The sequence below is a fragment of the Ruminococcus sp. zg-924 genome (assembly GCF_024433635.1).
GTDB lineage: Bacteria > Bacillota > Clostridia > Oscillospirales > Acutalibacteraceae > UBA7067.
The window spans coordinates 104980-118301 of the sequence record NZ_WNJZ01000005.1; the positions used below are offsets into that span (position 1 = coordinate 104980).

Sequence of the window (13322 nt, forward strand, 5' to 3'; positions counted from 1 at the left end):
GTCAACCAGCACTGACCTCTCTTATCTCGCTTATTCCGAGAACATATATGCTGTTTTCACCATACATAGTGATACCCTGTGCGTCAAGACCTGACTCGGCAATACCCGCCTCTTCACCACGTGTTGTATAAAAAGCAGTAAAGCCTCCGTCGCAAAGTGCGGCAAGCTTGCCGCCGTAAAGGTCTAAGTCTAAAATTCTGTACTGCGTATCGGTTATTTTTTCAAGCGTACCGTTTTTGTTAAGGTAAACAAGATGACAATTGCCGCCGTCGGTTGACGGAGAAAGAGCAATTACTCCGCCCTGCGTGCGGTCGAAGGCATACGAGGTGAGAGTTAAGCCGTCATAATTATATTTGTCAATATCGGTATAATTTGATTGTATCATCAACGCCTGATTATCTCCGATTGCGGCTATTGAGCCGTTATCCATAAATTCACATCTGTAAATCAAGGTTTTGCCAACGTCAATGGTTGCAATCGGCTCCTCCTTTGTGAAGTCAAGAACGTATATAACAGACTTGAAATCACCGTCGCTTGAGGAAACGGTTGCAACTGCCGCTTGTGTTCCACTTTGATTAATTGTCATTGAAGTTGCATAATATTCAGAAAAGTAATAGGCGAATTTCTGCTTATTGCTTGAATCAAATACGGTAAGCTTTGAGAGGTAGCCTTCAGCTGTTGTAATAAAGCCGTATACTCCGTTGCCTGCAATATCTCCTTGGATTATCGGATTTTCAAGCTCGTTTCTTGTTTTTGTTTCTCCAACAGAATCGACCTGAAATCCGTTTCCGTTTATGTTATATGTGAGAAGCTGATCTCCCGAAATTTCAAGGGCAGGCTGCAAAAAGCTTATTGGTCTGTCAACAACCTTTCCCGCAGTTTTATTGAGGCAGATAAGAGATGTGTCGCTGACATAAGTGAGATAGCCGTTTTCATACTGAAAGTTGCCGCTGCTTATCTTTGTTCCGGAAATAGGGGTCGGGAAATCTTCGCCGTAATTAGCAGAAAGACCCTTTCGTATGCTGTTGATAAGTTTATCAGGCGCAATATAATTCCAACCTGTTGCTATTATTACTGACAGCAGGCAACCAAGCAAAATCAATACTGCTGTTTTTGTTTTTGCGGAAATTACGTCCTTAGAAACAGGAGCGTCAACCCTTGTTTCTTCAACAGTATGCGAAAAAGTGTATTCCATAGGAACAGTTTTTTTCTCGACATGCTTATTTTCTGTTTTTAAACGCTTTTTCTTTTCTTTTTTTTCGTCTTTTTTATAACGATTCTTCTTTTCTTGTTTTTTCTCTTGTTTATTTTCTTGTTTTATTTCCTTTTCGCTTTTATCCTTAGCCATAGAAATCTCCTTAATAATTTACCCTATTCAGATACAAACCGCAAGCCGGAGCTGTTGGACCGGCGGCTTTTCTGTTTTTAGCATTTATTATATCTGTTATCTCATTTTCGCCGATTTTCCCCTGTGCAACTCTAAGCAAAGTTCCAACCATAATCCTTACCATATTATATAGAAAGCCGTCTGCTTCAACCTTCATTTCAACTAAATTACCGTTTCTCGTAACCGAAAAACTTTTTACGTTTCTTGTAAGATCGCCCTTTTCACGCTTATCCAGAGTGCAGAACGATGTAAAATCGTGCTTGCCGACATATGCCTGTGCTGCACGATTTAAGAGGTTTTCGTCAAGCTTATATCTGTAATGAAGAGCATAACCGTTTAAAAACGGATTTCTCTGCTCGCTATTCCAGATTTTATATACATACTCCTTGCTTTTGCAGGAATAACGTGCGTGAAACTCTGAATCGACCTCACGGCTTTGTAAAACTACAATATCTTGAGGCAAAAATCTGTTCATTGCGCATTTTAACCTCTCCGCAGGTATTCGATGACTTGTTTTTACGCTTATGCAATACATATTTGCATGAACGCCTGAATCAGTTCTGCTACAACCCTTTACTGTATAATCCTTGCCTATTATCTTCTCAAGCGCAGTCTGAAAAACCTGCTGCACTGTCAAAGCGTTCTGCTGAACCTGCCAGCCATGATAGGCTTTTCCATCATAGGAAATTGTAAGCAGGATATTCCTCATCTGACTGTCGCAGGCAGAAATATGTTGCATAGTATCACTCCTGTTAGCAGCACAAGGCAAATAGCTGCGCCGTAAGCGTCAATTTTACCGTAGTGCAGGGTTTTCATTCTTGTTCTGCCGCTGCCGCCCTGATAGCAACGGCACTCCATAGCAATTGCAAGGTCAGAGGCTCTTCTGAATGCGGAAAGAAACAGAGGAATCAGAACAGGAATGAGCGCCTTTACTCGTTTTATAAGGTTTCCGCTGTCCATATCGGCTCCTCTTGCCTTTTGCGCCGACATAATCTTGTCGGTTTCCTCAAGCAGAGTCGGAACGAAGCGCAGAGCGATTGTCATCATCATAGCAACCTCATGCACCTTTATATGGAAAACAGTAAGCGGCTTAAGCAGACGCTCGACAGCGTCTGTTAAATCGGTCGGTGAGGTTGTAAATGTAAGCACTGAGCTTGCAAGAATTAACAGCGCAATTCTTACGGTGACAAATATCGCATTGTTTATGCCTGCCTCGGTAATTGTGAAAATTCCTAACTGAACAAGCGGCTCGCCCTTGCCGTAAAACAGATTTATTAAGCCTGTAAACAAAACGATGAACAAAATCATCTTCATACTCTTTAGATACATCTTAAGAGAAATTTTGGTAAATAGAATAACAGCAATAATAAACACGCCGACAAGCGCAAGCGAGATATAGTTGCCTGTTATAAAAATGAAAACAATAACCGCAATAAGCAGCAATATTTTAGCACGAGGGTCAAGCCTGTGCACAGGCGAATCGCCCGGCAAAAACTGCCCTAATGTTATATCCTTTAGCAAATGATCATCCCTTAATTTATATAATCAACGTTTACCAAGCAAATTTTGCAGCTCGTTTGCTGCCTGCTCAACCGTAAGAATACCCGACGGCAGATTATAACCCATTTCCCTGAGCCTTGACATAACCTTAGTCACCTGCGGAACTCTGAGTCCCATTTTTTCAAGCTCATCTCCCCTTGAAAAGACAGTTTGTGTGTCCTCAAGCATAGCAGCCCTACCCTTGTTCATAACAAGTATGCGGTCGGCTGTTCTTGCTATATCTTCCATACTGTGTGAAACAAGCAAAACGGTGTTTTTTCTCTCATCGTGGTACTGCTTAATCTGCGCAAGCAAAACATCTCTGCCTGACGGGTCAAGACCTGCTGTCGGCTCGTCCAGAATAAGTACATCCGGATCCATTGCAATTACGCCTGCAATAGCGGCTCGTCTTTTTTCGCCGCCGGACAAATCAAAAGGAGATTTTTTCAGAAGCTCATCCTTAAGCCCTGCAAAGCGAGCGGCCAAACGAACCCTTTGCTGTATTTCTTCATCTGAAAGTCCCATATTGCCGGGACCGTAGGCGATATCCTTTTCAACCGTTTCTTCAAACAGCTGATACTCAGGATACTGGAAAACAAGACCAACCTTAAAGCGGATTTTTCTTATCTCTTTCGGAGCTGCCCATATATCCTCGCCGCAAAGCTTTACTGTTCCGCTTGTAGGCTTTATAAGACCGTTGAGCATCTGCACAAGCGTTGATTTGCCTGAGCCTGTATGCCCGATTATTCCGATAAATTCGCCTTCTTTAATTTGTATATTAAGCTTATCGTTCGCCTTTTTTTCAAACGGAGTTCCCTGCCCATAGACGAATGATAAGTCCTCGGTTTCGATTATATTCATATTATTCCTCTGCCTGTTTTTGTTTAAAAATCCTGTCAATCACAGCTACACATTCATCGGAGTCGAGGGGTAACTGCGCCTGCTCAACGCCGGAGAAAAAGCCTCTGCCCCTTAATCTATACATAAGCTCGGTAGCCTGCGGCACATCAAGGCGGTGGCGTTTTAAAAGCTCAACCTGAGAAAACACCTCATGCGGTTCACCCTGAACAAGTACTGCTCCGTCGTTCATTACAATTACTCTGTCCGCCTGAACAGCCTCGTCCATATAGTGAGTGATTAATACAATGGTAATGCCGTTTTCCTTATTAAGCTTTTTTATTGTCGCAATAACCTCATCACGACCCTTTGGGTCAAGCATAGCGGTTGGCTCGTCAAGGACAAGACACTTAGGCTGCATAGCTATTATTCCTGCTATGGCAACTCTCTGCTTCTGTCCGCCCGAAAGCTTAAACGGAGCATGAGTTCTATATTCGTACATATCAACAGCCTTTAACGCTTCGTCAACTCTTATTCTGATTTCCTTTGGGTCAACGCCGAGGTTTTCGGGTCCGAACGCAACATCCTCCTCAACAATACTCGCAACAAGCTGATTATCAGGATTTTGCAGGACAAGTCCGACTGTTTTTCTTATATCATAGCATTTCTCTTCATCGGAGGTATCAAGTCCGTCGATTGTCACCTTACCCTGCTGAGGCAGAAGCATTGCGTTTAACAGCTTTGCCATTGTTGATTTACCACAGCCGTTATGACCGAGCAGAGCAACAAACTCTCCCCTTTTAATCTCCATTGAAATATTCTTCAGCACATTTACAGGCACAGTCGGTTCGTCCTCAACATCGCTGACGTACTGAAAGCTTACGTTTTCAACCTTAATAAAATCTTCCATTTTCTCCCCTAATAACACACAAGGCTATGCGCCTTATTATTTTCAAGCCGATAACCGGCTTAAGATTGCCAGATTGCACTTGAACCGCAAGGCAACACAAGACCCGTATCTGTGGTTTTCAGACCTATTTCATCTGAACTTATACTGCCGCCGAACCTCTTTTGAATCAAAACGCCAAGCAGATACTCCATCACTGCCGGAGAAAGTCCTGTGGTGTATGAGTTAAGCAGAAAAAACTCCGGATTGTCGCTAAGAACACCTGCGCAAAGCTCAACGAGTGAGAAAAGCTGTTCCTCAAGCTTCCATACCTCTCCGCCGGGGCCTCTGCCGTAAGACGGTGGGTCCATAATAATGCCGTCGTATTTATTCCCTCTGCGGATTTCACGCTGAACAAACTTAACGCAATCGTCAACTATCCAGCGGACAGGCTTATCCGAAAGACCCGACACCGCTGCGTTTTCCTTTGCCCACTGCACCATACCCTTTGAAGCATCAACGTGGCAAACCTTTGCTCCTGCATTAGCGCAGGCAAGGGTTGCTCCACCTGTATAGGCAAACAGGTTCAAAACATTGAGCTGTCGCTTACAGTTACGGATTTTCTTATCAACAAAAAGCCAGTTTACAGCCTGCTCAGGGAAAACACCCGTATGCTTAAAGCCCATAGGCTTAATTTGAAAAGACAGTTCGTTAAATTTAATCTTCCAAACATCGGGGTGCTTTTTATAAACCTCCCATTTACCGCCGCCGCTTGAACTGCGGTGGTAGCGAGCGTGCGCCTTGCGCCATAGCGGATTAGCTTTAGGAGTGTTCCAAATTATCTGAGGGTCGGGTCTAATAAGTATAATATCTCCCCAACGCTCAAGTCTTTCGCCGTTTGAGCAGTCGATAAGCTCATAATCCTGCCAATTTGCAAAACGCATAATTATATCCTCCGAATTATACAAGTCTTTCTCTTATAAGCTCTGCCGCCTGGTTTGCTATGCTTGTAATCTCGCTTGAGTCCTCGCCCTCAACCATAACTCTGATAAGCGGCTCAGTGCCTGACGCTCTTACAAGGATTCTGCCACGACTGCCAAGGCGCTCGTCGGCTTGTTGAATTTCTTTTTTTATTTCCTTATCGGTGTAAAATTTCAGCTTACCTTCGTTTGACACCTTAACATTTATCATTACTTGTGGAAAACGGCTCATAAGCTTAGCCATATCAGAAAGCTTTTCTTTTCTTCTGTTCATCATACTCAAAAGCTGAGCCGCTGTCATCTGACCGTCGCCTGTTGTGCAGTAGTCAAGAAAGATAACATGACCAGACTGCTCGCCGCCAAGATTATAGCCATACGCACGCATAGACTCAAGCACATATCTGTCACCTACGTTTGTAGAAACAAACTTAATATCCTGGCTCTCACAAAACTTATTGAAACCCATATTTGTCAGAATTGTGCCGACAACTGCATTATTTTTGAGTTTTCCTCTTGATTTTAAATCCTGAGCACAGATTGCAATTATAAAGTCGCCGTCTACAAGATTTCCGTTTTCGTCAACAGCAAGGCATCTGTCAGCATCGCCGTCAAAAGCCATACCGCCATCAAGGTTGTTTTCCTTAACATATTTCATCAGATTATCCATATGAGTTGAGCCGCAGTCATCATTTATGTTTGTTCCGTTCGGATTATCAAAAAGCATATGGCACTTTGCACCTAAAGCAGTAAAGAGCTTTTCTGCGGTTCTTGATGAGGAACCGTTTGAGCAATCAAGGGCAATTTCAAGACCGTCAAGTCTGTGCGCTACATTTTCAACAACGTGGCTGATATAATCGTCAGCCGCCGTATCAGCCTCTACAACACGGCCAAGCTTTTCGTGTGAATACTTCGGGTAAGGCTGAGCGTCGTCGTCGAGAACTATGGATTCAATCTGCTCTTCAAGCTCATCAGGAAGCTTAAAACCGTCCATATTGAATATTTTTATTCCGTTGAACTCAAAAGGATTGTGAGATGCAGAAATCATTATACCTGCGTCAGCACCGTATTTGCCTATTAAATATGCAACAGCCGGAGTCGGAACTACTCCAAGCTTAACTACATTTGCTCCAACTGAGCAAAGTCCTGCTATTAAGGCTCCCTCAAGCATATCAGAGCTTAAGCGTGTATCCTTGCCTATTAACACCTTAGGGTGCTCAGTTTCCTTATTAATAAGAACCATAGCCGCAGCTCTGCCGATATTCATTGCAAGCTCAGGCGTAAGCTCTGTATTTGCAACTCCTCTTGCTCCGTCAGTACCAAATAATCTTCCCATATTGTCCTCCTGAAATTTAAAGTATAATTCACATAATATCAGTTATCAAACAGAGTAGGCTGTGATACAACCTCTACTCCGTCAAAATCATAGCCAAGATGCTTGCAGGCTGCTCTTGTAACACATCTTCCTCTCGGTGTTCTGTTTAGAAAGCCAATCTGCATAAGGTACGGCTCGTAAACATCCTCTATTGTTACAGCTTCTTCACCGATAGCCGCTGCAAGCGTTTCAAGCCCAACAGGGCCACCTTTATAGAACTTTATCATTGCTTCAAGCATACGTCTGTCGTTTGCGTCAAGTCCGAGTCCGTCTATTTCAAGCTTATCAAGCGCAGTTTTGGCAGACTGCCCGTTAATAACGCCGTTGCTTATCACCTGAGCAAAATCACGCACACGCTTTAAAAGGCGGTTTGCAATTCTCGGTGTTCCTCTTGAGCGTGACGCTATTTCAAGAGCACCGTCCTCGTCAATCGGCATATTCAAAATGCCCGCACTTCTCTTTACTATCATTGAAAGCTGTTCCGGAGTATAAAGCTCAAGGCGCAGTATAACGCCGAAACGATCCCTTAGCGGAGCAGTAAGCTGACCTGCTCTTGTGGTTGCGCCGACAAGGGTGAATTTTTGCAGTGGCAGATGATATGAAGCCGCCATCTGACCCTTGCCTGTGACGATATCTATTGCAAAGTCCTCCATTGAGGGGTACAGTATTTCCTCAACCGAGCGTGACAGACGGTGTATCTCATCTATAAAAAGCACATCACCTTCATTTAAGCTTGTAAGCAGAGCCGCCAAATCACCGGGCTTTTCTATGGCAGGACCTGAGGTTATTCTTAGGTTTGTGCCAAGCTCGTTTGCAATTATTCCGGCAAGCGTAGTCTTTCCGAGTCCGGGAGGGCCATAGAGCAAAACATGGTCGAGCGCTTCTCCTCTTTGCTTTGCTGCCTGAATAAAGACAGACAAATTTTCCTTGACCTTTTCCTGCCCTATATATTCGTCCAGGCAACGAGGTCTTAACGGATTGTCGTCGCCGTTTAAATCACAGGGTATCTCCGAGGGACTCAGTATTCTGTTTTCGTAGTCCATTTCCATTTTAATTCCTCCGAAATCAGCGTGCCGCCATCTCTCTTAGTACGGCAGAAATCAAATCCTCAACGCTCTTGCTTGAATCAAGCTTAGACAAAATCGGTAAAACCTCGCCGCTGTCATAGCCAAGCACAGCGAGTGCCTCAACAGCCTTTTGCGTATTGCCAAAGGACGCCTCGGCACTGCCACCTGACGCAACAGGCATATCTCCGCCTGATGTATCAAACACCTTAAGCTTATCCTTCAGCTCTAAAATAATTCTCTGCGCAAGCTTAAGCCCCACGCCGTTTGCACGGGTAATTGCCTTACTGTCGGACGAGGCAATGCAAATTGCAAGCTGTTCGGGAGAAAGCTCAGAGAGTATTGAAATAGCTGCCTTAGGGCCTACCTTGCTGACGCTTGTTAAAAGCTTGAAGCAGGAAAGCTCTGATGTTGAAGCAAAGCCGTAAAGCTCGGCTGAGTCCTCACGTACAATAAGCTGGGTATAAAGCATAGCCTCGCTATTGAGCTTTGGCAGAAGTCTTTGCGTGCTCATTGACGTGAAGCATTTGTAGCCGACGCCCGCACATTCAATGACCACAAAGGCCGGCTCGATGTGAATTAAATTTCCTCTTACGCTGTATATCATATTATGAATTTAAACTCCTTTTAAAAATCATCGCCTTCAGGTTTGTTCCCGCCGCCTGCGTATGGGTTATCGCCATTGCAAGTGCGTCCGCCGTATCGTCGGGCTTTGGCACTGCCTGAAGCTTTAAAAGCCGCCTTGTCATCTCCATAATCTGAGGTTTTTTAGCCTGACCGTAGCCTGTTACAGCCATTTTTACCTGAAGTGGAGTGTATTCAAAAACAGGCACATTATTTTTCTGCGCCGCAAGGAGAATAACGCCTCTTGCCTGTGCAACATTGATTGCCGTTTTCTGATTGTTCTGAAAATAAAGCTTTTCAATTGCCATTGCGTCAGGCTTAGCCTGCTTGATTATCAAATCAAGCTCATCATATATACGCTCCAAGCGGAGGTTAAAGTCTATTCCTGCATCGGTTGTAATTGCTCCAAAGCCAAGCGGCGCATAATTGACGCCGTTAAAACTTATAACACCCCACCCGACAATAGCATATCCGGGGTCTATGCCCAAAACAACCAAGAGATTCACCTTCTAACAATCAAAATTCATACTTACTCTATCTTGTTATTATATCACATTGTTAAATAACGGGCAAGAATTACAGAGGTATTTAAAAAAATTTTAACTTAATCAGTTAATTCTATGAAATACAAAAATAAAGCGGCTGCGTTTAAACACGCAACCGTATATTTAAGATTATTAATAATACCGTTTTTCACAATAAAGAAACGGCAAGCTTGTTATATTGCCGAGTTAAGCCGGTTAATGTGCATACTTTTCAATAAAACGTAAGAGAGCTGCTTCATATGCGCTTGTGTTTACATAATAAGACTCAGCGTGGTCGGCACCCTGTACAATAAGCAATTCTTTTTCAGATGAACACCCAGCATAGTTTTTTTCGCTCATCCAATAAGGAACAAAGTCATCTTTATCGCCGTGAATGAACAGTATAGGAATATTTGTTTTAGAAACACAATCAATAGTGTTTACGTCCTTATAGCCGTAGCCGGCGTTTTTCTTAGTTAAGTAATCAGTCAAATTCATAATCGGGAATTTCGGAATATGGTAATCACGCTTAAGTATATGGCAGAAAACGTCATATGCGCTTGTAAAGGCACAGTCGGAAACAACGGCTTTGACATTGCTTGGCAAATCAACGCCAGTTGCCATAAGTACAGTTGCGCCGCCCATTGAAGTACCGTGCAGAAAAATAATGCTGTCATTGCCAAACTGTTCGATAATGTATTGAACCCAGCTTTTCGCATCGTTGCGGTCAAGCACGCCGAAGCCAATGTATTTGCCCTCGCTTTCACCGTGCGCCCTCTCGTCAACAATTAGAACATTAAAGCCGTGTTCATAATAGAACTTAGAAAGGGATGTATAATCATTTTTTCCGCAGCTTGTGTAGCCGTGAAAACAAATTACCGTTTTTATTGACGGTGAACTGTTTTTCAACAGGGTTGCGTGAAGCTTTAAGCCATCGCAGGAATTGATATAAACCTCCTCCATTGGCTGGGCGTAAAACCACTCTTTACGCTTATGGATAAAATCTAAATGCTTAGACCAATCGGTGCTGGCGTTAATATTATTCTCAAGCGTAGCAGTCGGCTTACGCAAAATAGTAAGTCGATAGAAATATACTGTTGCACAGATAAGAACAATAATTACAATTACTGCAACGGAAATCAGCGCAAATAAAACCCAAAATAAAACGTTCATTATATTTATGCCTCCGTTAAAAAAATTAAGAATTAAACACAGTATAATTGAATAATATTCCTAAGTCCTTTTTTTGTCAATAGATTAATTCCAAAAAATGTTTTTTAGCTTTTTTACTGTTTTATAGTCGAATAATTATTATATTTAATTAAGGCAATGGAATTTATTACATTTTTGACAATATTTAATAATCTATTGACATCTTAAAGCAAAAACAACATAATTAAGTAAATAAGATCAAATAATGTCGGGGAGGTTAATGTAAAACAAATATTTACTAATTCTTAATCAAATTTGAAAAAATAACGGAGGATTTATTATGCTAAGAATTGAGCATCTCACAAAGAGCTACGGTGACAAAAAGGCGGTTGACGACCTTTCGCTTCACATTAAGCCGGGAGAAATTTATGGCTTTATCGGCCACAACGGAGCCGGCAAAACAACAACCATTAAGGCTTGCTGCGGTATATTGCGCTTTGATAACGGCGAAATATATGTTGATGGCACATCTGTTAAAACAAACCCGATTGAATGTAAATCAAAAATTGCATACATACCGGACAATCCTGATTTGTACGATTATATGACAGGTGTTCAATACCTTAATTTTGTGGCTGATATTTTTGCTGTGAGCGCTGAGGATCGTCAAAGCCGAATTCACAAGTATGCGGACGCATTTGAGATAACAAAAGACCTTGCACAGCCGCTAAGCGCATACTCGCATGGTATGAAACAGAAGCTTGCAATTATCTCTGCGCTTATTCACAACCCGAAGCTTGTTATAATGGACGAACCGTTTGTTGGTCTTGACCCTAAGGCTTCGCATCTGCTAAAAGGCCTTATGCGTGACATTTGTGACAACGGCGGAGCGATATTCTTTTCGACACACGTTTTGGAGGTTGCAGAAAAGCTTTGCGACAAGGTAGCAATTATAAAAGGCGGAAAGCTTATAAAATCAGGCGACATGGACGAGGTTAAGGGCGACGATTCACTTGAAGAGGTATTCCTTGAACTGGAGGACGAAAAATGCTGAAAACACTACTAAAAAAAGAGTTGCAAGGAATACTGACCGTTATTTTTCAAAACACTAAAAACAACCAGCGGCGCAGCACAGGTTCTATTGTTGCTACCTGCGTAGCTTTAGGACTTCTTTACGCTATATTTTGCGCTTTCTTCTTTGTTCTCAGCGGTATGCTTTGCATGCCGATGGTTTTAATAGGAATGGACTGGCTATACTTTGCGTTAATCGGTCTTGCTGCAATAATTATGGGTGTATTCGGCAGTGTTTTTACCACATATGCAACCCTGTATCAGGCTAAAGATAATGAAATGCTGCTCGCTATGCCAATTCCACCGTCCAAAATTTTATTTGCAAGAATGTTTGCCGTTTGGATAATGGGATTTTTCTTTGAAGCTCTTGTATTTGTTCCGTGCATGATTATGTACTGGATAACAACGCCGCCGCAGATTCTTTCGGTAATTTGTCCGCTGCTTGTTATGCTTTTCTTATCTTTATTCATTCTCACCTTAACCTGCATTTTAGGTTGGGTAGTTGCCCTTGTAGCGTCTAAGCTTAAGCGCAAAAATATTATTACAGTTATACTTTCACTTGCATTTTTTGCAGCGTATTACTACTTCTATTCTCAAGCATACAGAATTATTGGTGCGATTGTTGATAACAGCAAGGAAGTTGGCGAAACCATTAAAAGAATGTTGTTTCCGATTTATCATATGGGACTTGCGTCAACAGGAAATCCGATATCGCTGCTTATTACCGCTGCAATAGTAATTGCTCTGTTTGCTTTGGTATACTGGGTTCTGTCACGAAGCTTTTTGAAAATAGCAACCTCAAATAAAGGTACGGCTAAGGTTAAATACAAGGAAAAAAAGCTAACAAAAAGCAGTGTAAGCGGAGCTTTGCTGCGCAAGGAATTCAAGCGATTTATAGGCAGCTCAACATATATGCTCAACTGCGGTTTGGGCAGTGTTTTTACAATCGTAGCCGCAGTATTCATATTGATAAAAAGCAGCGATATTAATGAGCTTTTTAACCTAACACCGCAAATGGCTGATTTGAAAGTTATAGCAGCCGCTGCTGTTATTGCTTTTACTGCCTCAATGAACGACATAACGGCTCCGTCTATATCACTTGAGGGTAAGAATATCTGGATTTTGCAGTCAATGCCTGTATCAGCATGGCAGGTGCTTAAAGCAAAGATGAAGCTTCACCTTTATATTTCGGCGGTTCCGGTATTGATTTTTGCATTATGCACTGACATTGTGTTCATCCCGGACATTCCCTCTGCGATTATCTTGCCAATTTTCTCAGTAATATTTGTTTTATTCAATGCAACTATGGGGTTGGCTATAAATTTAAAATCGCCAAATTTGACATGGACAAACGAAACTGTTGCAGTTAAGCAAAGTATGGGTATTTTGCTGACCTTATTCGGCGGCTGGGGAGTTATTGTTTTATTTGCTCTGCTTTATTTTCTAACAATGTTCATTGTTACTCCTGCGATTTTCCTGTTATGCTGTACTGTTTTGATTGCAGCTGTAACGGCTCTTTTGCTCTACTGGTTGAAAAACAGAGGAACAAGAATTTTTGAAAGTTTGTAATTACATATTGTCAGAGGTTTAAAACTGAGCCGTCTACACCTTTCACACGCTGCGCTTAAGCTTAAAGTCGGCTTGTGTCGGGTTACCGACACGCAGTATATGATTTAGGCTTTGAGCGAAAATTCAGCAAAGCTAACAACTCTATATCTCAGATAAAATTAAATCAAAAGGCAACAAAAATCCCTTGAACAGTGAACAAGTCCGTAAAAAATGGACAATAGAAAAAAGACCCCTCTTGATGTAGAATATACATCAGGAGGGATATTTTTATGCCAAGAAGTTATCGACATGTAAAGGAATATGAAACAGAAATAATA

The 13322-nt window shown here is 42.2% G+C and carries 13 protein-coding genes; 2 read left to right on the forward strand and 11 right to left on the reverse strand.

Annotated elements, in window-relative coordinates:
• Nucleotide 1 precedes the first annotated feature (1 nt).
• The 11 genes from GMA13_RS03820 to GMA13_RS03870 form a co-directional block, all read right to left on the reverse strand.
• Nucleotides 2–1348 carry a DUF5711 family protein gene (locus GMA13_RS03820; RefSeq protein ID WP_255882783.1) on the reverse strand — a complete coding sequence of 449 codons (1347 nt, stop codon included), beginning with the start codon at nucleotides 1346–1348 and terminating at the stop codon, nucleotides 2–4.
• Between the two features lie 10 nt (nucleotides 1349–1358).
• Nucleotides 1359–2126 (reverse strand): tRNA pseudouridine(38-40) synthase TruA, encoded by a 768-nt coding sequence (truA, locus tag GMA13_RS03825; protein WP_255882784.1) that lies wholly within the window; start codon nucleotides 2124–2126, stop codon nucleotides 1359–1361.
• Nucleotides 2093–2908: an energy-coupling factor transporter transmembrane protein EcfT gene (locus GMA13_RS03830; RefSeq protein WP_255882785.1), complete on the reverse strand. Its 816-nt coding sequence runs from the start codon at nucleotides 2906–2908 to the stop codon at nucleotides 2093–2095. The genes truA and GMA13_RS03830 overlap by 34 nt, the downstream gene beginning before the upstream one ends.
• Nucleotides 2909–2932: 24 nt before the next feature.
• The gene (locus GMA13_RS03835) at nucleotides 2933–3787 is read right to left on the reverse strand and encodes an energy-coupling factor transporter ATPase (RefSeq protein ID WP_255882786.1); all 855 of its coding nucleotides are present in this window, start codon (nucleotides 3785–3787) and stop codon (nucleotides 2933–2935) included.
• A 1-nt stretch (nucleotide 3788) separates the two neighbouring features.
• Nucleotides 3789–4673 (reverse strand): energy-coupling factor transporter ATPase, encoded by an 885-nt coding sequence (locus GMA13_RS03840; protein ID WP_255882787.1) that lies wholly within the window; start codon nucleotides 4671–4673, stop codon nucleotides 3789–3791.
• A 59-nt stretch (nucleotides 4674–4732) separates the two neighbouring features.
• On the reverse strand, nucleotides 4733–5593 hold the full coding sequence (locus GMA13_RS03845; RefSeq protein ID WP_255882788.1) for a class I SAM-dependent methyltransferase: 861 nt from the start codon (nucleotides 5591–5593) through the stop codon (nucleotides 4733–4735).
• A 16-nt stretch (nucleotides 5594–5609) separates the two neighbouring features.
• Nucleotides 5610–6962 carry a phosphoglucosamine mutase gene (gene glmM, locus GMA13_RS03850; protein ID WP_255882789.1) on the reverse strand — a complete coding sequence of 451 codons (1353 nt, stop codon included), beginning with the start codon at nucleotides 6960–6962 and terminating at the stop codon, nucleotides 5610–5612.
• Nucleotides 6963–7000: 38 nt separating this feature from the next.
• The gene (gene ruvB / locus GMA13_RS03855) at nucleotides 7001–8044 is read right to left on the reverse strand and encodes a Holliday junction branch migration DNA helicase RuvB (protein WP_370687050.1); all 1044 of its coding nucleotides are present in this window, start codon (nucleotides 8042–8044) and stop codon (nucleotides 7001–7003) included.
• A gap of 22 nt (nucleotides 8045–8066) precedes the next feature.
• Entirely contained in the window at nucleotides 8067–8672 is a 606-nt protein-coding gene (gene ruvA / locus GMA13_RS03860) for a Holliday junction branch migration protein RuvA (RefSeq protein WP_255882791.1), read from the reverse strand.
• Nucleotide 8673: 1 nt separating this feature from the next.
• Nucleotides 8674–9186: a crossover junction endodeoxyribonuclease RuvC gene (ruvC, locus tag GMA13_RS03865; protein WP_255882792.1), complete on the reverse strand. Its 513-nt coding sequence runs from the start codon at nucleotides 9184–9186 to the stop codon at nucleotides 8674–8676.
• Nucleotides 9187–9429: 243 nt separating this feature from the next.
• Nucleotides 9430–10386: an alpha/beta hydrolase gene (locus tag GMA13_RS03870; RefSeq protein ID WP_255882793.1), complete on the reverse strand. Its 957-nt coding sequence runs from the start codon at nucleotides 10384–10386 to the stop codon at nucleotides 9430–9432.
• A gap of 319 nt (nucleotides 10387–10705) precedes the next feature.
• Between GMA13_RS03870 and GMA13_RS03875 the strand changes: the two genes are divergently transcribed.
• Nucleotides 10706–11419, forward strand: a complete 714-nt coding sequence (locus GMA13_RS03875) for an ABC transporter ATP-binding protein (protein WP_255882794.1) — start codon at nucleotides 10706–10708, stop codon at nucleotides 11417–11419.
• On the forward strand, nucleotides 11413–13005 hold the full coding sequence (locus tag GMA13_RS03880) for a hypothetical protein (protein ID WP_255882795.1): 1593 nt from the start codon (nucleotides 11413–11415) through the stop codon (nucleotides 13003–13005). Before GMA13_RS03875 ends, GMA13_RS03880 begins: the two co-directional genes overlap by 7 nt.
• Nucleotides 13006–13322 lie beyond the last annotated feature (317 nt).